The sequence below is a fragment of the Scytonema millei VB511283 genome (assembly GCF_000817735.3).
Classification (GTDB): domain Bacteria; phylum Cyanobacteriota; class Cyanobacteriia; order Cyanobacteriales; family Chroococcidiopsidaceae; genus Chroococcidiopsis; species Chroococcidiopsis millei_B.
The window spans coordinates 204973-226762 of record NZ_JTJC03000003.1 but is presented as its reverse complement, the minus strand read 5'-3'; the positions used below and the strand labels follow the sequence as shown (position 1 = coordinate 226762).

16 protein-coding genes are annotated in these 21790 nt (G+C 47.1%); 5 read left to right on the top strand and 11 right to left on the bottom strand.

From position 1 onward, the window contains the following. Positions 1–98: 98 nt before the first annotated feature. A complete protein-coding gene (locus tag QH73_RS12790; RefSeq protein WP_039713471.1) occupies positions 99–1427 on the bottom strand; it encodes a dihydroorotase in 1329 nt (442 codons plus the stop codon). A gap of 272 nt (positions 1428–1699) precedes the next feature. Between QH73_RS12790 and lepB the strand changes: the two genes are divergently transcribed. Continuing rightward, a complete protein-coding gene (gene lepB / locus QH73_RS12785; RefSeq protein WP_039713472.1) occupies positions 1700–2278 on the top strand; it encodes a signal peptidase I in 579 nt (192 codons plus the stop codon). Between the two features lie 8 nt (positions 2279–2286). Here lepB and QH73_RS12780 read toward each other — a convergent pair whose 3' ends face one another. Both QH73_RS12780 and QH73_RS12775 read right to left on the bottom strand, forming a co-directional pair. Next, positions 2287–3627 (bottom strand): dihydroorotase, encoded by a 1341-nt coding sequence (locus tag QH73_RS12780; protein ID WP_374189037.1) that lies wholly within the window; start codon positions 3625–3627, stop codon positions 2287–2289. A 129-nt stretch (positions 3628–3756) separates the two neighbouring features. Then, positions 3757–5124 (bottom strand): histidine phosphatase family protein, encoded by a 1368-nt coding sequence (locus tag QH73_RS12775; protein ID WP_039713474.1) that lies wholly within the window; start codon positions 5122–5124, stop codon positions 3757–3759. 146 nt (positions 5125–5270) lie between these two features. On the opposite strand from QH73_RS12775, the gene QH73_RS12770 reads away from it, so the two are divergent. The 3 genes from QH73_RS12770 (at position 5271) to QH73_RS12760 (ending at position 10428) form a co-directional block, all read left to right on the top strand. Then, on the top strand, positions 5271–6920 hold the full coding sequence (locus QH73_RS12770; RefSeq protein WP_039714507.1) for a type II CAAX endopeptidase family protein: 1650 nt from the start codon (positions 5271–5273) through the stop codon (positions 6918–6920). Between the two features lie 281 nt (positions 6921–7201). Further along, on the top strand, positions 7202–9889 hold the full coding sequence (locus QH73_RS12765; protein ID WP_039713475.1) for a heavy metal translocating P-type ATPase: 2688 nt from the start codon (positions 7202–7204) through the stop codon (positions 9887–9889). A 116-nt stretch (positions 9890–10005) separates the two neighbouring features. Continuing rightward, positions 10006–10428 (top strand): FHA domain-containing protein, encoded by a 423-nt coding sequence (locus QH73_RS12760; RefSeq protein WP_015157263.1) that lies wholly within the window; start codon positions 10006–10008, stop codon positions 10426–10428. A gap of 67 nt (positions 10429–10495) precedes the next feature. Here the strand turns inward: QH73_RS12760 and QH73_RS12755 are convergent, their stop codons facing one another. The 3 genes from QH73_RS12755 to QH73_RS12745 form a co-directional block, all read right to left on the bottom strand. After that, entirely contained in the window at positions 10496–10858 is a 363-nt protein-coding gene (locus QH73_RS12755; RefSeq protein ID WP_039713476.1) for a phospholipase D-like domain-containing protein, read from the bottom strand. 312 nt (positions 10859–11170) lie between these two features. Beyond that, the gene (locus tag QH73_RS12750; RefSeq protein WP_015157265.1) at positions 11171–12043 is read right to left on the bottom strand and encodes an IS110 family transposase; all 873 of its coding nucleotides are present in this window, start codon (positions 12041–12043) and stop codon (positions 11171–11173) included. 339 nt (positions 12044–12382) lie between these two features. Beyond that, positions 12383–13183: a dienelactone hydrolase family protein gene (locus tag QH73_RS12745; protein ID WP_039713477.1), complete on the bottom strand. Its 801-nt coding sequence runs from the start codon at positions 13181–13183 to the stop codon at positions 12383–12385. Between the two features lie 204 nt (positions 13184–13387). Here QH73_RS12745 and QH73_RS12740 point away from each other — a divergent pair, with 204 nt between their 5' ends. After that, positions 13388–14272 (top strand): alpha/beta fold hydrolase, encoded by an 885-nt coding sequence (locus QH73_RS12740; protein ID WP_015157267.1) that lies wholly within the window; start codon positions 13388–13390, stop codon positions 14270–14272. Positions 14273–14587: 315 nt separating this feature from the next. On the opposite strand, the gene purF is transcribed toward QH73_RS12740, so the two are convergent. The 5 genes from purF to QH73_RS12715 form a co-directional block, all read right to left on the bottom strand. Next, entirely contained in the window at positions 14588–16063 is a 1476-nt protein-coding gene (gene purF, locus QH73_RS12735) for an amidophosphoribosyltransferase (RefSeq protein WP_039714509.1), read from the bottom strand. 214 nt (positions 16064–16277) lie between these two features. Next, positions 16278–18692 carry a phosphoribosylformylglycinamidine synthase subunit PurL gene (purL, locus tag QH73_RS12730; RefSeq protein WP_309476487.1) on the bottom strand — a complete coding sequence of 805 codons (2415 nt, stop codon included), beginning with the start codon at positions 18690–18692 and terminating at the stop codon, positions 16278–16280. Next, positions 18581–18967 carry a hypothetical protein gene (locus QH73_RS29165; protein WP_309476477.1) on the bottom strand — a complete coding sequence of 129 codons (387 nt, stop codon included), beginning with the start codon at positions 18965–18967 and terminating at the stop codon, positions 18581–18583. The genes purL and QH73_RS29165 overlap by 112 nt, the downstream gene beginning before the upstream one ends. Positions 18968–19031: 64 nt before the next feature. Then, positions 19032–21305 carry a hybrid sensor histidine kinase/response regulator gene (locus tag QH73_RS28790; RefSeq protein ID WP_039713479.1) on the bottom strand — a complete coding sequence of 758 codons (2274 nt, stop codon included), beginning with the start codon at positions 21303–21305 and terminating at the stop codon, positions 19032–19034. Next, positions 21302–21781 carry a response regulator gene (locus QH73_RS12715; RefSeq protein ID WP_039713480.1) on the bottom strand — a complete coding sequence of 160 codons (480 nt, stop codon included), beginning with the start codon at positions 21779–21781 and terminating at the stop codon, positions 21302–21304. Before QH73_RS12715 ends, QH73_RS28790 begins: the two co-directional genes overlap by 4 nt. Positions 21782–21790 lie beyond the last annotated feature (9 nt).

The window sequence follows — 21790 nt, the reverse complement described above, 5'->3', positions numbered from 1 at the left end:
CGGTTATCAGGGAGAGTCGCGGAGAGTCGCGGAGAAAGAAATTTAAAATCTCCACACCCCACACCCTACACCCTTTCTTCACTGATAACTGTCAACAACTACTCGCCAAAACTCAAAGCTTGCCCTCTAACCTGAGTATTTAACTTGCCGCGATCGTAGACGATTTGACCACCGACAATGGTGTAGGCAGACCAACCAGTTAAATTCCAACCTTCAAAGGGACTCCAGCCACATTTCGTCTGTAATTCTTCTCGTCTGACGGGACGGTAGTTATTCAAATCGACGAGGACGAGATCGGCATCATAACCAGGGGCGATCGCCCCTTTATTAGGAATCTTGTAAGCTTTGGCTACAGATGTAGACATCCAATGAGATACCTGGGCAACGGTACAGCGCCCTTGCATTGCCTGTGTCAGCATTAGAGGCAAAGATGTTTCTACCCCTGGCATCCCAGAAGGTGTATTGGGATATTGCTGGGCTTTCTCTTCTAAGGTGTGTGGTGCGTGGTCGGTAGCGATAAAATCGATGACACCATCGAGTAAAGCTTGCCAGAGAACTTCATTGTCGTGAGGCGATCGCAGTGGTGGATTCATCTGCGCCCAAGTTCCAATTGTTTCGTAAGCACTGGTATTGAGTAACAAGTGCTGCGGTGTAACTTCCGCCGTTACCCAACTCGGTTTGTCTTGCCGCAATAACTCAGCTTCTTCAGCTGTAGACATATGGAGAATATGCAAGCGACGTTGGTACTTTTTCGATAGTTTGAGCGCTAATTGCGTAGCTAGAAGCGCGGCTTGATTGTCTTGAATTTGCGAGTGAATTGCCGGATCGTGAATGCCAGCAAATTCTTGTCGTCGTTGATTAATGCGGGCTTGATCTTCGGCATGAACGGCAATTAAGCGATCGCCCCGCGCAAAAATTGCTTCTAAATACGCTTCTCCATCTACCAATAATGCCCCGTGCATCGAACCCATAAAAATCTTGATCCCTGGTGTAGGTTGAGCCGTCAACAAGTCGGGGAGATTTTCAGCAGTTGCACCGATAAAAAAGCCATAATTAACTAAACACTTTTGGGCAGCTCGTTGTAGCTTGTCATCTAGAGTTTGTTGAGTCGTCGTCAGCGGACGAGTGTTAGGCATTTCCAGAAACGAAGTGACTCCACCCTTAGCACAAGCACAGCTAGCGGTGAATAAATCTTCTTTATGTTCTAGTCCTGGTTCGCGAAAGTGGACTTGCGGATCGATCGCCCCTGGTAGCAAAGTTAAACCCGTTGCGTCAATTTCCGTCACGGCTGCGTCGCTGGGAGTAGGAATATTTGGGGCAATTTCAACGATCTGGCGATCGCGCGTCAGAAGATCTCCCAAGAGAAATTCTCCAGAAGGCAACAGAATACGAGCGCGGCGAATGAGTAAGCTAGAAGTAGATGACATATAGAAGTGGTAAGTCGTAAGTCGTAAGTCGGGAGTTGGGGAGAAGAAAGCTTCAGGTGCAGAGGAGCAGGGGAGCAGGGGAGCAGAGGACGAATTAATGACTCACGCACCACTCACTACACCCCACACCCCACACCCCACACCCTTTCTTCACTGATAACTGATAACTGATAATAGAGAGAATACAATTTCTATAGATCCGATTAACAAGCAACATTTTTCACTTTACGTTTTTCTAATCTACTACCCCCTAAACAAAAGATTTAGCATCTATGTCGCGAGTCCAAAATCAAGTGCCAGAGCAGAATTCTCCTCAAGACAACCAAGGATCGTGGATTGGAGAACTAGGCAGAACGATTATCTTGAGTGTAATTTTGGCTTTGGGTATTCGTACCTTTGTGGCTGAAGCCCGCTGGATTCCTTCAGAGTCAATGGTTCCGACACTCCAAAAGTATGACAAGCTGATTGTCGATAAAGTCAGCTATCATTTTGTCGAGCCAGAACGGGGGGATATTGTCGTATTTTCACCTACAGAGACAATTAAAAAAGATAATCCTAACCTGAAAGATGCTTTTATTAAGCGTATTGTTGGACTACCAGGGGATAAAGTAGAGGTCAAAGGGGAGCGAGTCTATATCAACGATCGCCCCTTACAGGAAAAGTATATTGAAGCTCCGCCACAGTACCAGTACGGACCCGTCACCGTACCACCGAATTCTTACCTAGTTTTAGGCGATAACCGCAATAACAGTTATGACAGTCATTTTTGGGGATTTGTCCCTAGAGATAATATCATTGGTCGGGCAATTGTCCGGTTTTGGCCTCTCAACCGAATTGGAGAGTTGAATTAAATTAGAGTCTACAGCCAGATTTTGACAACACGACCGTTGACTTGTTGACCCAGCCAAGGGGTATTGTGAGAGCGAGATTTTAAAGTCTGCTGCGTCACAGTCCAAGTGTGTTGGGGGTCGAAGAGAATCAATTCAGCTGGCGAGTTGGGAGCGATCGCGCCTACATTCTGTTGCAAGCACCCAGCTGGACGGTGACTTAACGCTTGCCACAATTCTAAGGCGGAGAATTCTCCAGTTGCTACAAGATTTTCCCACAGTAGGGGTAAAGCGAGTTCTAAGCCAATTGCCCCAGCAGGTGCTTCCGCAAAGGCAACCGTTTTTTCTTCGTAGGTATAGGGCGTGTGGTCGATCGCGATCGCGTCTATAACTCCCGTCCGCACGCCTTGGCATAGGGCTAAAACATCTTCGGGATTGCCTAAAGGTGGTTCTAACCGTAAAGCAGGATTGTAACTGCTCAAGGCTTTGGTATCGAGCAATAAATGCATCCAAGTCGTGCTAGCGCTAATTGGTAAACCACGTTCTTTTGCTGTTGCGATTAACTCAACGCTACGGGCAGTAGAAACCCGCATCAGATGCACGGGAGTACCAATCGCGGCAATTAACTCTAACAGAGCAGCCAGAGCAGTTGTTTCTGCGCTCGCCGGATTGCCAGGTAAGCCGGATCGCATGGAGTCAACACCCTCTCGCACCACTCCATTGCCAACCAGACCACGGTGACAAGCGTAGAGCGCTACTGGCTTATCTAAAGGTTTGAGATATTCCAACATCCGCCGCAACAGCCCCCAATTTTCAATTGGCTGACCGTCAGCAAAGCCCACAATTCCCGCCGCCCCCAGTTCTGCTAACTCCGTCATTTGCTGTCCCTGGACTCCGGTTGTGAGCGCACCCCAGAAAGAGAGCTGAGGAGAATTTGGAATTCGGAATTCGGAATTCGGAATTAATTGCGAGTTGTGACTTGTGACTTGTGACTTGAATTGCTCCCTCAACTCTCTTCTCCCCCCTGCTTCCTGCTGAATTAGCCTAGACACCACAGCCGAGTTATCCACAGGCGGAATGGTATCGGGTAACAAATTGACGCGCGTGAAGCCGCCAGCAGCAGCCGCAGCTGCAAGAGTTGCCAGCGTCTCCCGTTCTTCAAATCCTGGTTCTCCCGAATGGCTGTAGAGATCTACCAGCCCCGTGCCTAATACCAAGCCTTGACAGTCTTTAACTTGAGTATCAGCCGGATAATCAGTCAATTGCGATCCTATTGCCGCGATCGCACCATCTACAATTAACACGTCACATGCTTGGCGATCGCTCCCCGTCACCGGATCGATAACCCGTACTTGTCGTAGTAATTCACTCATTGTCATTTGTCATTTGTCATACCCTACGGGAAGGGCTTCGCCCTATGTCATTTGTAATAAATCGTGGTTAGTTGTTCTTGGTTTTGACTTTTGACTTTTGACTTTTGACTTTTTCATGACCAACGATCTTTACAACGCCCCAGCTGCTGTCTTATCGAGTACGCCCCCGCCTAAGTGGGTGGTAATATTCATTGCTTGCAACACGGGTAAACCATTTAAGCCTTGAGGATAATCGATGACTGTCACGGCTCCGTTACCTTGGCGGAAGTTCCAAAACTGAGCGGTGGATAAGCCTAAAACATGGCACAGCAAAACTTTGTTTGTGGCATCGTGTGCCACCACTATACCTGTCTGAGGGCGATCTGCTACCGAAGCTAGCATCTTCTGCCAATCAACAACGCTGCGTTCCCAGACTTGCTGTAAATTTTCTCCTTCTGGCATTTGTACCTCACCTGGTACTGTCCGCCACCGTTCTAATTCCCCTGGAAATGTTTGCTCGATTTCTGCTTCTAATTTTCCTTCCCAAAGTCCGTGACCGATTTCTCTGAGTCCGTCGTATAACTTCAGTTGAGTTTCGGGGTGATGCTGCAAAATAATTTCGGCTGTTTCCTTGGGACGCAGCATCGGACTGCTGAAGGCAAAATCGAGTTTTACAGTTTTGAGAAATTCTGCTGCTTTACGGGCTTGTTCTCTGCCATTGTCATTGAGGGGAACGTCAATTTGCCCTTGAAATTTGGTCTGGCGATTCCACTCAGTTTCGCCATGCCGAATCAGTAAGATTCTTTGTCCTTGGTGGTTTGGTCGGAAAGATGGTAAAACATCTCTTCCCAAATGGGCGAGTTGATTCATCGATTCAAGCTGTACGGAACCGCCTTGACCTTGACTTTCAGCAGGTGGGAAGGGGGGTTTAAAATTTAAGACGCTAATTCCACAATTTGACTGTTGAATGGAATGATAGCGGCTGGGAGAAATGCCAATTGCGGTACTGAGGAGGGCGCGGTTAATGCCGTTGTGTCCGACAATCAGGATAGTTTCCCCAGCATGGCGGGAGAGAAGATCTTGCCAAAATTGCCGTGCCTGTTGGTACAGGGCGAGGACGGGAAAATGCTCTTTTGTGCCTTGAGGCGTTTGTAGCTCCATTTTGAATTCGTGAGGAAACTCGTGCCACAAGCGATAATCTGCGGGAAATTTCTCCTTGACTTCATGGACTGTGAGCTTTTCCCATAGGGGTAGGTCAATTTCTAATAACTGTTCTGTAACTGTTAGAGGTGTTGTTGTGGCGAAACAGTTGCGAACGATTTCTGCTGTTTGTCTGGCACGTTGCAGCGGGCTGGAGTAGATAGCGGCAAAGTTGAGATTGTTAAGGGCTGCGCCGACTTTGAGGGCATCTTCACGCCCTCGTTCTGTTAAGACTGAAACATCGCTACGTCCTTGGATGCGACGTTCGGCGTTATAGCTGCTTTGTCCGTGGCGCACGATTACAACACGAGTGGTCATTTAGATAAGAGCTAAGGTTTAGAATTCAAATTTATTGCCAGGGTCATTTTAACTTGCAGCGATCGCCATCGCTAGGGAAAAATTTTTCCCTCTGGCTGTTTCTTGCCATAATGCTCAAGAAGGGCGATCGCATTCTAGAGTGTGGCATGACAATTAAGCGGGTAGTTTTAAGTGCGTTGACGGTTTTAACAGTTTTACTGGCTGGAGCATCTTTATGGCAAAGTTGGCAGCAGCCCCAATTTCAAAGTCGCTTGGAACTCTACGAAACCAATCTGCTCTTGCGTGCTGCCGAGTGGCAACCCCAAGATAGTAGGGGTAAAGATCTGACTAATGCTCGTAAAGCTTTGTTGGGAGATAAGCCTATAGAAACGGCAATCGAGCAATATCAGGAAGCTAAGACTTCAACCCAGAAAAACATTCAGAAAGCTTTAGCACAACTCAAACAAACGCGATCGCTACCTGAATCCGCACCAGCTACTCCTCAGCCTGAATCTGCCACTCCACCAGTGACAGAAACATCTCGTTCTAACCAAGAGAATATCCTACAGCGATCGCTCGACCGACTAGAAAAACTCAACGCCGAACTCACCTTACGCTTGGGAATCCTGAAAGCACAGCAAGGGAAGACGGCGGAGGCGATAAAGACTTGGGAGAGTTTGAAAGGGGGACAAGGAGGACAAGGGGGACAAGGGGGACAAGGGGAGAGTCTTTCACTTACGACACCCCACACCCTACACCCCACACCCCACACCCCAATTATTGAAACAGCTAACGCCCTCATCGGACTGTGGAGCAATCCGGCGCGGTTGTTGCCTGACGCGCAGCAGTTAATTCAAACTAATTTAGATGGATGGTTTCGCGATCGCGCTTTGTTGCGTCTCTACGAACTCCAGCAACGACAGGATGCATTTGCACAACTACAAGCGGCGCAACAAGAAATCGCCGAACAAGCAATTGTCAAGCTAGCGATTATTGGTAGCCTACCCTGGCTTGCAGGCGTGACTGGCTTAGGGTTACTAATTTTTTTGATAGCTCAGAGAGCGAGAAAGGGCAAAGAGTCTATCCTATCTCGAAACGAAGATCTAGTTTGGGTTACGCCTTGGACTGGGGAAATAGTTTGGCAAGTATTTATTGTCGGCTTTTTCCTGATGGGACAAGTGTTAATTCCCCTAACACTTTCGTTCCTTGGTGTCAAGCCCGTAGGCGGACAAATTAGAATTCAGGCTTTCTACGTTTTAGTGAATTACTTATTACTAGCTGCGGGAGGGTTGGGAGTTTTATATCTATCGATTAAATCGTTTTTTCCCTTACCTGAAGGCTGGTTTCGTTTTAACTGGCGAAGTAACTGGATATTATGGGGGGTTGGTGGGTATTGCGTTGCTTTGCCTTTGGTATTGATCGTGTCAATTATCAATCAACAATTGTGGCAAGGGCAAGGAGGTAGCAATCCACTGTTATCGTTAGCTTTGGAAGCAAGAGATAGTGTAGCTTTGAGTATATTCTTTTTCACTGCCGCGATCGCTGCTCCTTTATTTGAAGAATTTTTGTTTCGCGGTTTTCTGTTACCTTCTCTTACCAGATATATCTCTGTTTGGTGGGCAATTATTTTGAGTGCTTTCTTGTTTGCCTTAGCTCACCTCAGTCTTTCAGAAATTTTACCGCTAATGACGTTGGGAATAATTTTAGGGATAGTTTACACGCGATCGCGCAATCTTTTAGCACCGATGTTGTTGCACAGTCTTTGGAATAGCGGGACGTTGTTGAGTCTATATATTTTGGGAAGTGGGGCTACTTGAGAAAGTCAAAAGTTAAAAGTCAAAAGTCAAAACTTTGGGGCAGAGAATATAGGCGATCGCTTTAGCTTGGCAAATACTCAAAATCTAATATTTAGTGCAAGCTGTAAGAGTATTCGTCAGGAAAATTCGGTCAAAATATTATTTAGCTTAGCCCGCAAGTCTGGGAAAAAGCTTTAGCTCTGCTTCAAAACCAGCGGCTGTAGCTGACAAATCTTCTTTACTGGTGGCAATAACGCTAGAGTGGTTACTGAGCCTTTTTTGCAAGTCACTCTAGTTGTCCTATGCAACTCGTCCCAAAAACTGAACCACAGCAAGCAGATACTAGCGCGATCGCTACGCCAAGCGAAAAAATCACTCTGGATGTCCAGGGAATGAAGTGTGCTGGTTGTGTCAAAACTGTAGAGAAACAATTATCTCAACATCCTGGTGTCATTTCTGCTTGCGTAAATTTGGTGACGGAAGTTGCAGTTGTAGAGTGCGAATCTGGTGCAGTTGAACCAGCCGCCTTAGCTGAAAGATTAACGGCGGCGGGATTTGAAACGCAAGCAAGGACGGCGGAAACAGCACAAACAAATGTTGGCGAAGATGTTGAAGCAAAGCATCGCCAAAAAATGCGATCGGCACAGAGACAACTGATCGTAGCATCCATACTGCTCGTTCTCTCCAGTATGGGGCATTTGAGCGAGTTAGGCGGACCAGTCTTACCAATTTTAAGTAATATCTGGTTTCACTGCGGCTTAGCTACAGTCACCCTACTCCTACCAGCACGAGAAATTTTAGTAGATGGCTGGCGAGGATTACGTCACAACGCGCCGAATATGAATACTTTAGTGGGCTTAGGCGCACTAACGGCATATACGGCAAGCCTGGTAGCTTTACTCTTCCCTCAACTGGGTTGGGAGTGCTTCTTTGACGAACCAGTGATGTTACTGGGATTTATCTTACTAGGCAGGACGTTAGAACAACAAGCGAGAGGACGCGCCGCTACTGCATTTAGAAATTTACTGGCGCTACAACCCCAAGTCGCACGGTTAATTCCAAACCCAGAAAAAGTTACGCCCAAGGGACAAAATACGAGTATTGAAATTCCTGCCGATCGCGTCCGTGTTGGAGAATGGTTGCAAGTCTTACCATCGGAAAAAATTCCCGTGGATGGGGAAGTGGTAATAGGACAAACAACCGTAGATGAGTCGATGCTGACGGGGGAATCGATTCCCGTGATGAAACAAATCGGGGACACCGTAGCAGCGGGGACGTTAAATCAGTCAGGTGCGATCGCCATTCGCGCGACTCGTACAGGTAAAGACACCACCCTATCTCAAATTGTGGCATTAGTAGAAGCAGCCCAAACCCGTAAGGCTCCAGTGCAGAAATTAGCCGATACGGTAGCTGGTTATTTTACCTACAGCGTGCTAACAGTTGCAGCTTTAACATTTACCTTTTGGTACTTTTTCGGCACTCATATTTGGTCTAATGTCTTAACTGTGACAGATTGGCATCACGCGCATCACTCGCTACACACTCAACATTTAGCTCATTACTACGCCACGCACCACTCCTGTACGGACGCACAGCCGTGCGCCCCTACCCACTATTCTCCCTTATTGCTCAGTTTAAAACTGGCGATCGCAGTGATGGTTGTTGCCTGTCCCTGTGCCTTGGGACTCGCCACTCCTACAGCAATTTTAGTTGGTACGGGCATGGCAGCCGAGCGGGGGTTATTAATTAAAGGTGGCGATGTCCTCGAACGGGTACACCAATTAGATACGGTAGTATTTGACAAAACTGGAACCTTGACAACTGGTCATCCTGTCGTGACTGATTGTATTGAAGTCGGGAATCGTAGGGGCGGGTTGTTACAGGATCTCCCTGAAACAACCCAGAATTGTGCGGATAAACCCGCCCCTACGGGAGTCGGGAGTCGGGAAGACAAGGACAAGGGAGAAAATCTAGCCACTAGCCACCAGCCACTAGCCACTAGCCACTCACTCCTCACTCCTCACTCCTCACTCCTACAATTAGCAGCGGCGGCGGAAAGCGGATCGATTCATCCCCTAGCGACAGCAATTCAACAGGAAGTCAAGCAACAGGGATTATCGATTCCAGCAGCTAGCGAATTTCATACCGCACCAGGATTGGGAGTATCTGCTGTAGTCGAAGGACGACAGGTACTCCTGGGTAATGAAGACTGGTTGACTCAACAGGGAATAGTCATTGATGAAGCCACACAAGCTCAAGCTCAAACACTTGCAGCCGCAGGTAAAACAACGATCTACATTGCTGTAGCGGGGCAGTTAGCGGGTTTAATTGCGGTGATGGATACCCCTAGACCAGAGGCAAAGAAAACCGTTGAGAGCCTGCAAAAAATGGGGCTAAGAGTCATTATTTTAACTGGAGATAGACAAGAAGTTGCTCAGGCGATCGCCCAACAACTGGGAATCGCGCAAGTCTTTGCTGACATTCGCCCCGACGGCAAAGCAGGAGTGATTCAAGAACTTCAGCAAGGAAGGATAAGGGGACAAGGAGACAACGGAACAATTCAAAATTCAAAATTAATTCCGAATTCCGAATTCCGAATTCCGAATTCTTTCTCAGTAGTCGCAATGGTAGGGGACGGAATCAACGACGCGCCAGCCTTAGCTCAAGCTGATGTGGGGATTGCCTTACAAGCTGGGACAGATGTAGCGATGGAGACGGCTGGGATCGTGCTGATGGGAACAAAATTAACCGATGTCGTGGAAGCAATTCATCTCAGTCGAGCGACATTTAACAAAATTCGACAAAATCTATTTTGGGCATTTGCTTACAATGTTTGCGGAATTCCCATTGCAGCAGGTGTATTACTACCAATATTGGGGTTCGTCCTCAGTCCTGCGGCGGCAGGGGCGCTCATGGCATTTAGTTCTGTTAGTGTCGTGACTAACTCCTTGTTATTACGTCGTTTAAAAAATAGACTCGATCTCAACTAATCGAGGTTAAACTAGGTCAAGAATGATTACTCAAGAGTGTGGTTGAGTAATGGATAACTCAAAAGGTTACATATTCTAGAGAGTCAAAACCTACAATAAATCACAACCCGCTTTCAATGCCTTCACAACCCAATCAGAACCATCTACTAATTATAGAAGACGATCAGGGGCGCAAAGAGTTTGTTTTAGACGGTCCTGTTTATTCTATTGGTAGAGACTCCCGCTGCGATATTCGGCTGTTTTCACAGTTTGTATCTCGCCGCCATGCTACTTTAGTTCGATTGCCACAGGAGGATGGCAGTTCCTTCTATCGAATTGTAGACGGTGATGCTAAGGGCAAGCCGAGTGCTAATGGATTATTAATTAACGGTCGCAAGCTTCAAGTCCACGATCTTCAAGACGAGGACGAAGTTGTGTTTGGTCCGAGGGTACGGGCAATCTACTATCTCCTCAAACGCGATACTATTCCCTCAGCGCCACTGGATGAATATGATGTGACGCTGATTGGACCCAATATGATGCCAGATTTTGACGATTAGATCGGTTTGCGAAACTATAAACTGGATGCAAACTAGTCCAGGAAGGCAGAAAGTAGAAGGCTTCGATCTAAATCGACTCAACCGCAGTTTCTACTAACTGCCATTGACAATTATCTACGATCGCCTGCTTGACTAAATTAAACATTTGGTAGCAGTGATTATCTATTTGAACTGGTAGTTCTTCATTTTTTACAATCAAATTTACCCGTGTTGCTGAGTTGGTAGCGTTAGTTTTATCGATGAGTGCTTCCACCTTGACTAGCTTTGAAAACGAGACTTGACCGAGACGTTCTCGCGCCATCATGTAATCGCTTTCATCGTGTTGAATATCTAAATGGCACGAGTGCAAAACTTGATTCAATAATTGGCGCAAAAACTCTACATCATCTGCAACTGTTGCAACTGTAAACGAACAAGTATAGCGAGCCATAGCAATCACCCCTCACCTGGGTAATGGTCGATACTATAATAGCCAAACCTTTATTCAGTGTCTTTGAAAAATTCTGCACTCACCCCCAGTCAAGTCGCTTCGCTCCAATTCAAAATTCAAAGTTAATTTTGAATGCGTGAATTTTGAATTTTGAATTGGTCAAATGGTGACAAGATGTTGGAACTGAAGGTATTGAGAAATTATTTCAGCAGATATTGTGGATTGCCGATCGACAGCAAGCATCCTCAATAGCAAACTTTGAAGTGAACGCCATTGCTCAGACTATAATCCAAAATCTCAAATCCGAAATTTCTAGATTCTACCTCCATTCAAGAAAGCTGCTAAAGCCTCTTCCCAACTGGGTATGAGTTTGGCAGTTTGCACGGAGTTAGCAGTAGCATGTGTGGATGGTTGTACTTGGTTCGTGCCAGAAGTTGTGATGCGAACGATCCGCTTTTGCACGTATTCAGCAATTTTGTCATTAAAAATGCCAATCTGCCGATCGAGAAAATCAATGTGATTTAGGTGATTGGCAATTAGGAACCGATGGTGCGATCGCACGGGTTGAAAATAGGAATCCTGCGGCTGCTGCTGGCGTAGATCGATCGCAATATCGCTGACATTAGAAGTATTCGTTTCTCCTTCGGCGATCGCTACTAGTAAAGCACGGGCAGAGATATGCATGATATCGCTAACCATAGATACGAGTTTAACATTGGCTGATTCCAAAACTTTGTAAAGGCGATCGACCACATGCAGGCGTTCTTTGACTAAGAAATGACGCTGGCGCATCAAGTCTCGTAAGTCTCTTTGCGGTACGGGGTGAATAAAACTGTTGCGGATCAAACCATGACGTAGCAATTCGGCTAGCCATTCAAAATCCGGCGTATCGGTATTACGCCCTGGCACATCTTTGATCCGCTGGGCATTGACAACTAAAACGCTAAAATTAGCTTCCAGAATGTGATAAACCGTTTTCCAGTCTTCACCAGTAATATCCAATGCGATATGAGTCACGCCATTGCTTCCTAGCCAATCAGATAAAGCTAGTAAGTCCGGCACTTTATTGTTGAAGCTGTGCGTCTGACTTACCCTCTCTCCTTTTGAGTTTGAGGTAATACAGCACGCCAGTACAGCTTTTTTCTGGACATCCAAACCCGCACAGTAAGGGTGTATTACTTCCATATAAATCGGACAGCTAGACTAATTTAGTTAGGCTAGCGGAGCAACAGCATAGTGTGCAACTAGTTAAACTACATACTTGTAGAAAAGGGGGAGTCGGGAGTCGGGAGTCGGGAGTCGGGGGAAGGGAGCTGAGGGGGCTGAGAAGAGAGCTGAGGGGCTGAGGGGGCTGAGAAGAGAGCTGAGGGAGCTGAGGGAGCTGAGAAGGGAGCTGAGGGGGCTGAGGGGGCTGAGGGGGCTGAGGGGGCTGAGGGAGCAAAAAACAACTGTCAACCGTCTTCACGCAGCGTAGCGCCAGCGTTTACCGTCAACTACCAAATACCAACTACCAACTACCAAATATCATTTCAAATATCGTTGAAAGAAATTCATAGTCATTTCCCATGCTTCTTTGGCTGGGGCGGCGGCGTAGCTATCGCGGCGATCGCTTAAAAAGCCATGTCCGGCATTGGGAAAAACGGTGAGGATGTAACGTTTTTTCGCTTGGGAAAGGGCTTCGGTAATGCGGGCGTGTTCGTCGGCGGCGATCATCTCATCATCCGCACCGTAAACTAACATAATAGGGGATCGCATGGCTGGGACTCGATCTAGTAGGGGCTTGCGTCCTATTTTTGCTACACCGATGCCGCTACCATAAAAACTGACTGCTGCTTGAAAGCGATCGGCATGTACGGCATTCGCGAGAAACGTGTATCTGCCTCCCATACAAAAACCTGTCACGCCAATGCGATCGGCAGCTACCTCTTTGCGCTTGGCTAAGAAGTCTAATCCCTGTCCGACTTCAGCCATGACAGTATCGTCGTTTAAAGATTTCAGTTTGGCTACTGCTCCTTGTAAATCTTTATAGTCGAAAACATCGCCATGATAGAAGTCTGGGGCAAGGGCAACATAGCCAGCTTGGGCGAAGCGATCGCAGACATTTTTAATATTCGGGTTTAAGCCAAATGCTTCCATAAAAACCATGATGGCGGGAAAAGTGCCGCTGCCTTGGGGACGAACGTAATATCCCTGTAAATCTTTACCTAAAGTAACCGTTTCGCCTTTGGCTGTAGGTTTGGTTTGAGCATTTCCCGTTCCTGTTTGTACCAGTAGAGGTGTAGTAGCGACACCAGCAGATAAAATCAATAAATCGCGTCTGTTCATGAGGTTCGGCAAATAAAAAATGATTATTGGGATTCAGCTATTCAGCTTAATCCGAGCGTGCATCCCCGTAAACGGTTATTATTTTACGGAAACATTTGCTTCCACTTGACGCGACTCCCCACGATCGACTCTCGACTCTGGCACTTCTAGCAAAAATATGTACGATCTATAAAGACAACCATTCATAAATCTTCATATCCCCTCGTGATTACTCCGCAGCTAGCATCGACGGCATCTATCGAGAAACAGATTTGGCACTGGCAAGGCTATAAGATTCAATATACCGTTATGGGCGAGGGTAATCCCTTGATGCTCGTACATGGCTTCGGTGCTTCGATTGGTCACTGGCGCAAGAATATCCCTGCATTAGCGGCAGGGGGTTATCGAGTTTTTGCGATCGACTTACTCGGTTTTGGTGGTTCTGATAAGCCAGCTTTGAATTACACGATGGAAGTATGGCAAGAACTACTAAAAGATTTTTGGACGGAACACATTCAAAAGCCTACAGTATTTGTCGGTAACTCCATTGGGGCGCTGCTAAGCTTGATGACAGTTGCCAACCATCCAGAAATAGCTGCTGGGGGAATTTTAATTAACTGTGCGGGGGGGTTGTCTCACCGTCCCCACGAACTCAATCCACCTTTACGAGTGGTGATGTCGGCGTTTAATCGCTTGGTGCGTTCTCAAATTACAGGAAAAATCATTTTCAATCGGGTTCGCCAAAAACCCCAGATTCGCCGGACTTTACTTCAGGTTTACCGCAACCGAGAAGCCGTAACAGATGAACTCGTAGATATTTTACATGCGCCTTCCTGTGACCCGGGAGCGCAACAAGTATTTGCTTCTATTTTGGCTGCGCCTCCTGGTCCAACCATTGCAGAACTTTTACCGAATGTCCAGCATCCTCTCTTGGTGATTTGGGGTGCGGACGATCCTTGGACACCAATTACTGGTGCTAAGATTTTTCAACAAGTAAAGGAGAAGGGACACAATGTTGAGATTGTTCCCATTCCTAATGCTGGTCATTGTCCTCACGATGAAGTTCCAGAATTGGTCAACAAACAAATCTTAGAATGGCTTAATAGTTAACAGTTGACAGTTGACAGTTGATAGTTATCAGTGGCTGGTGGCTTGTGGCTAGACTGAAACAAGAATTTGGTTTTCCAAGCCAATTACCAACTACCCCTGACAAAAAACGATTTTTTGATTCAGGATTTGGTAGCAATACGGTTCAGATAAGACGATCCCCCCTAGCCCCCCTTTCTCAAGGGGGGCTAGGGGGGATCTTTGAGGATCTAATACTTTTAACTGAACTGTATTGTGTCATATTCGGAAATTTGACAGTGCATAAAATTGCGAAAAGATAGTAGAAATATTTTGTGAAATATCTCTACTGCCTTTGGATCAAACCGACGATTTTTCTAGCATCAACTTAGAACGCTTCAGGGGTTCGGGTACGGCGACGGGATAATCGCCTGTAAAACAAGCCGAACAGAAACTGTTAGGGTCTTCTCCTGTGGCTAACAGCATTCCTTCCCAACTGAGGTAGGCAAGGGAATCGACTTCAATTTGTTTGGCAATGTCTTCGACTGATTTCGTCGCGGCAATCAACTGGTCTTGATTATCCGTGTCAATACCGTAGAAACAGGGATGGGTTACGGGAGGGGAAGAAATTCGCATATGCACTTCTGTTGCACCCGCCTCGCGTAGTGTCTTGACGAGTTTGCGGCTGGTTGTACCGCGCACGATGGAATCATCGACGATGATGACTCGTTTTCCAGCTAGGACATCTTTGAGGGGATTCAGTTTCATTTTGATGCCTGACTCGCGCATCATTTGGGTTGGTTGGATGAAGGTGCGACCAACATAGCGATTTTTAATCAACCCTTCGGCATAGGGAATCCCAGAGGCTTGAGAAAAGCCAATTGCGGCGGGGATACCAGAATCAGGTACGCCCATGACCATATCTGCTTCTACAAAAGACTCTTTTGCCAGTTGTCTGCCCAACCGCAAGCGATAGGTGTACAAGCTTTCGTTGTGCATGACGCTATCTGGACGGGCAAAGTAAATCATCTCAAAGATGCATAGTTTGCGCTGGGGTTGTTGCGCCCAGTGATAGGAGGCTATGCCTGCCTCAGTAATCCATACCAGTTCGCCTGGTTCTACATCTCGCAGGTATTCTGCACCAATAATATCTAACCCGCAGGTTTCAGAAGCGAGAACGTAGCGATGGGGATTGCTACCCAACGTGCCGATGACAAGCGGACGAATGCCGTTCGAGTCGCGCACTCCCATTAGTCCTGCGGTCGTCCCAACCACTAAACTAAAAGCGCCGTGGCAGCGTTTAAAAGCGGTAATTGCGCCATCTAACCAATCTTTGCCATCGTTAACTGCTTCGGCGATCGCAAAGGCGATCGCTTCTGAGTCTGTCGTCGTATTAAAGTTACACTGCCGCTGAAGTAATTCTTCGCGCAGAGCTTTAGTGTTGACTAAATTGCCGTTATGTGCTAAAGCAAGACTACCCAAGCGAGTTTCGACCACCGCAGGCTGGGCGTTCACCACCCGACTAGAACCAGTAGTAGAGTAACGGGTGTGACCGACTGCCATCCTACCAGGCATTTGTTGCAGAATCGACTCGTTGAAGACTTGGGAAACCAGCCCCATTTCTTTGTGTAGGTGTATTGTCGTGCCGTCAAACGTTGCAATTCCGGCTGACTCCTGCCCTCGGTGTTGTAGGGCGTACAGACCGAAGTAAGTTAGTTTGGCAACGTCCTCTGCGGGTGCGTAAATGCCGAAAACGCCGCAAGCTTCTTCTTGCTTGTCAGAGGGTTCTGAGGGATGAAGCGATCGCACGTCCATACTGTGACTTACATCCTGCATACTTCCTGAAGTGGGCTGGTAGAGATCCATGCTACAGTGTTGCTCCTGAGCGGCGAGTTGACTTTGTGGAATTGACTTAGCAAACGAGATAATCCAAACTAATGAGTTTGGAAACATTAACTAATACTTAAAAAAATGTTAATCAAGATACATACAACAGTATCGTCATAAATTTTGTTAAGAGCAAGATTTTGGTCAATTATTTTTTTGTCACTTAGCTAGGCAGGGTAGCTGAGTCAGATAGCCGCCGTTCTATAGCGTTGAAAAAGCGATCGCGCATCATCTCAATCGTAGCGGTTATAATCATCTGTCTGTCGGTTGTGAAAACCTGCAATTCTTGAGTAGGACTGCCGACACGACCGAGTTTTTGCCAGTTATCTCCGAGTTGCTCTGTTAAATAAGATTCCCATGCTGGTTGATGTTGTGGTGAGACGGAAACCAAAATTCGCGCCCCACCTTCACCAAATAAAATTTCATCCCAGCGTTGCGGTAAATCTTCGGTTAACCCCAGGTTAATTTCAGCACCTAATCCAGTACTGATGCAGGCTTCGGCAAGGGCGACTGTCAACCCACCTTCAGCAACGTCGTGCGCTGAGTTGACCCAACTTTGTTGAATGCCTTCTCGACAGGTAGCTTGAACGCGCCGTTCGAGGTCAAAGTCTACTTGGGGTGGCTTTCCGGCGACTATGCCGTGAATTGTAGCGAGATATTCGGATGCACCAAGTCCGATTTGGGATTTGGGATTTGAAATTTGGAATGCGATCGGCAATCCTAGCAGATAGATCAAATCTCCTTCGGTTTGCCAGCCTTGAGTGCGGGTTTTCGATAAGTTTGGAATTAAGCCCACCATCCCGACAACGGGAGTAGGGTAGATTGGTTGTGGCTTGCCTTCGGAGTCGAAGGTTTCGTTGTACAGGGAGACATTACCACCAGTCACGGGGGTTTGAAATTCTTGGCAGGCTTCTGCTAAACCGCGACAAGCTTCTGCAAGTTGCCAATAACCAATTGGTTTTTCAGGGCTACCAAAATTGAGGTTGTCTGTCACCGCAACTGGTTCCGCCCCCACACAGCTTAAATTACGGGCGGCTTCTGCAACAACTGCCTTTGCACCTTCATAAGGGTCGAGGTAGACGTAGCGAGGGTTGCAATCGACTGTGGCGGCTACGCCTTTGGAGAATTCGGAATTCGGAGTTCGGAATTCGGAATTATTTTTGACTTTTAACTTTTGACTTTTGAATTCTTCTAATGGGCGCAATCTGACAACTGCGGCATCTGCACCACCAGGAAATACGACTGTGTTGTTTTGTACTTGGTGGTCGTACTGACGATAGACCCAACGTTTAGAGGCGATCGTTGGGGTATCGAGTAAAGTTAGCAATATCTGGTTCCAAGTTTGGCTGTGACCTTGAATTTCAATTCCAGAAATGGTACAGGTTGGTAGAGATTCAGCCTTCCACTCCCAAGCTTTACGAGCGTATTCTGGTGGTTCGCTCAATAATTCTCGCTGGTAGAGGGGTGTGTTTTCTGCCAATGCGTTAGCAGGAATTTCAGCAGCTACCTTGCCTTTAAATAAGATTCTGATAATTGGCTCCTCAATTACCGTACCAGCTACGACAGCATGAAGTCCCCAACGATGGAAAATTTCGATTAATTCCTGTTCTCTACCCTTATGGGCGACAAATAACATCCGTTCCTGAGATTCCGAGAGCAGATATTCATAGGGAACCATACCCGTCTCGCGCACGGGAATTTTATCGAGATCGAATTCAATTCCTACCCCGCCTTTAGCTGCCATTTCGGATGTCGAACAGGTAATCCCTGCTGCACCCATATCTTGGGCTGCAACGACAATTCCAGTTTTAAATGCTTCTAAACAAGCTTCAATTAAAGATTTTTCTAAAAACGGATCGCCCACTTGCACGGCGGGACGATCTTGTTCTGACTCTTCGCTCAATTCTGCACTAGCGAAACTCGCCCCTTTCATCCCATCGCGTCCTGTGGTGGAACCAACATATAAAACTGGGTTACCAGTACCAGATGCTCCCGATTTGACGATTTCCGGCGTTTCCATCAATCCTAATGCCATCACATTGACCAAGGGATTACCAGAGTATGCCGGGTCGAAATAGACTTCTCCCCCGACTGTGGGGACTCCCACACAGTTACCGTAATGAGAAATTCCTGCTACCACACCATTGAATAGCTGTCTAGTACGAGCATCATCTAAGGAACCAAAACGCAGAGAGTTAAGCAAGGCAATGGGACGCGCCCCCATCGTAAAAATATCTCTTAGAATGCCTCCGACTCCAGTTGCAGCCCCTTGAAATGGTTCCACGGCTGAGGGGTGATTGTGCGATTCAATTTTAAAAGCCAGTTGCAGCCCATCACCCAAATCGACAACACCTGCATTTTCACCTGGTCCTACCAGGATGCGTTTACCAGTGGTAGGAAACTGTTTTAATAGCGGTCGAGAATTTTTGTAACAGCAATGTTCCGACCACATCACACCAAACATGCCTAACTCTGCTTTATTAGGGTGTCGTCCCAGTCTTTTGACAATTTCTTCGTATTCTTCCGGCTTAATGCCTTCAGCAGCGATTTCTTCAATGGAAAAAGGTGCGGCAGGAATGGCAGACATAAGGACGTTGCGCAAAGAGAACAGAAAATTATTCTATCTCTATATTTGTTGTTGGTTGTTGGTTGATGGTTGACGGTTGATGGTTGACGGTTGACAGTTGACGGTTGATGGTTGATGGTTGACGGTTGATGGTTGACGGTTGATGGTTGATGGTTGATGGTTGACGGTTGACGGTTGACAGTTGACGGTTGACAGTTGACGGTTGACGGTTGATGGTTGACGGTTGACGGTTGACGCTGCGCTACACTACCCCTTCGGGGAAGCAAGCTACGTGAAGACGGTTGACTGATAACTGATAACTGATAACTGATGACTGATAACTGTTAACTGTTAACTGATTAATTGCCCGATCGCCTCTACTAATTTATCGGGAACGACTGGTTTGGCAAGATGAATTTGGAAACCTGCTGTTATGGCGCGATCGCGGTCTTGTTCTCTAGCATATGCTGTGAGGGCGATCGCGGGAATTTGTCCGCCTTGTTCTGGAGGTAATGCCCTAACTTTCTGGATCAATGTATAGCCGTCTGTAGCTGGCATTCCAATATCGCTGACTAGGATATCTGGTAGCGATTTTTCCAGCGCTTCTAGTGCTGCTACTGCCGAATCAACTACGATTAACCGCGCCCCATATTCTTCTAGAGTCAGCACTAAAAATTCTCGCATGTCGCGATCGTCTTCTACGACTAGGACTCGGATGTTATTGAGTCGGGAGTCGGGAATCGGTAGGGGCGGGTTTGAAAACCCGCCCGTACGGGAGTTACGAATTTCGCATTCCGAATTCCGAATTCCGAATTCTGAATTCTCCAGCAGGGGTAACATAACTCTAAATGTCGCTCCCTGTCCGACTCCTAGACTTTCGGCGCAGACTGTTCCCCCATGCAGTTCTACCAAGTGACGTACTATTGCTAAACCCAAACCTAAACCGCCATAACTGCGCGTAATCGACGCATCTGCTTGCCGAAAGTAATCGAATATATGGGGCAGAAATTCGGTACTAATGCCAATTCCGGTGTCTGTGACTGAGATTTGGGCGTAGTTGGTTGACGGTTGACAGTTGATGGTAAACGCTGGCGCTACACTACGTGAAGACGGTTGACAGTTGTTTTTTGCTCCCTCAGCTCCCATTCTTCGAGAAGGGCTTCGCCCTACAGCTCCCTCAGCTCTCTTCTCCCCCCTGCTCCCTGCTCCCTGCTCCCTATTTGATAATTGTAATTCTACTGTTACGCGCCCGCCGGATGGAGTGAATTTGATTGCATTGGAAAGGAGATTCCAAACAATCTGCTGCAACCGACTCGGATCTCCTAAGACTATTGGTAGTTGGTAGTTGGTAGTTGGTAGTTGGTAGTGGCTAGTGGCTGGTGGCTGGTGGCTAGAATTGCTTCCTTGTCCCCCTTGTTCTCCCTGTCTCTCTTCTGGACTCCCGACTCCCTGCTCCCTGCTCCCTGCTCCCTCAAAAACTAATTCGATACACTTAGTTTGAGCTGAGAGACCAACGGTTTCTAAAGCATTGGTAATGACTGTTGCTAAATTGACAGGTTGGGGGTTGAGGGTGAGTTTGCCGCGAATGATGCGCGAGATATCTAACAAATCTTCAATCAAGCGAGTTTGCAATTGGGCGTTGCGTTCGATCGTTTCCAGGGCGCGGTTAAAAATCTCAGGGCTGAATTTACGAGTTCGTAATAATTTCGCCCACCCCAAGATTGCATTGAGGGGCGATCGCAATTCGTGGGAAAGTACGGCTAAAAACTCGTCTTTAACTTGATTTGCCCGTTTGAGTTCCTCGGCTTGCTGTCGCAGTTGAGCTTCTCGCGCTCGTAATGCTTGTTCTGCAAGTTTAGACTGGGTGATGTCGCGGGTGATTGCTAGTAAAGTTTGCACCGTACCGTCTAAATCAAATTCTGGTACGACTCGCGTTTGGTAATAACGAATGCCATTGCCCGATGCGGGAAAATCGTATTCAAAAAAGTCTGCTTGTTGAGTGGCAAATACTTGGCGCAAACTCGATTGCCAAAGCGTACAAATTTCTGCTGATACACCCACTTCAGCATGAGTTTTCCCAACATACATTTCGGGTGGCAAGCCTGTAGCTCGTTCGACTACCGGATTTACATACAGATGACGCAAATCTCGGTCGAATCGAGCAATAATATCGGGAGAATTTTCCACCAATGCCCGAAATTCTTCTTCGCGACGGTTGAGTTCTGCTTCGGCAATTACACGGGCGCGGCGTTCTGCTGCTTCGCGTAGCGATCGCTCTACGGCAGGAATTAGGCGCTTTAAGCGTTGTTTGAGTACGTAGTCAGTTGCACCCCCTTTGAGGGTTTCAATTGCGACTTCTTCGCCCATTGTGGCTGTGACGAAAATGAATGGCACGTCTGGGCAAAGCTGTCGAGCCATAACCAGGGCAGAAATGCCATCAAAACCAGGTAAGGAATAGTCAGACAGAATCAAGTCAAACCCACCCCGTTCGAGTGCCGCTTGAAACTCCGAACGGGTCTTCACTTGAATCGATTCGCACTCAATCTCACTTTCTGCGAGTAACGCAGTAATCAGTTCTGCATCCAGTATGCTGTCTTCTAGAATCAGAAACTTGAGTGACATCATTCTATTCCTTGATTTGGTCGATCGCTACGAGCGTTAGATAGCGAGCCAGGTGGTGGCTCGTTAATAATTGCCCAAAACAGCCCTAAACCTTGAATCGCACCCACAAATTCATGAAAATCAATTGGTTTAACTACATAAGCGTTTGTCCCTAATTCATAACAGCGAGTTAAGTCTCGTTCTTCGCGGGAAGAAGTCAAAATCACTACAGGCACGGTTCTCAGATCTCTATCTGCTTTCAATTGCCCTAGAACTTCTATCCCATCAATTTTAGGTAGTTTTAGATCGAGTAGCACCACAACGGGATTGCCTTCGCGACGCAATCGATACACGCCTCGGCGGTACAAATAATCTAAAGCTTCTTCGCCATCGCGGACAACGACGACTTCGTTACCTAAATGGTTTTCTGCTAGGGCAGTCAGGATTAACTCTACGTCGTTAATGCTGTCCTCCACCAGGAGAATGCGCTTTAATTCCATTGTTCGCTC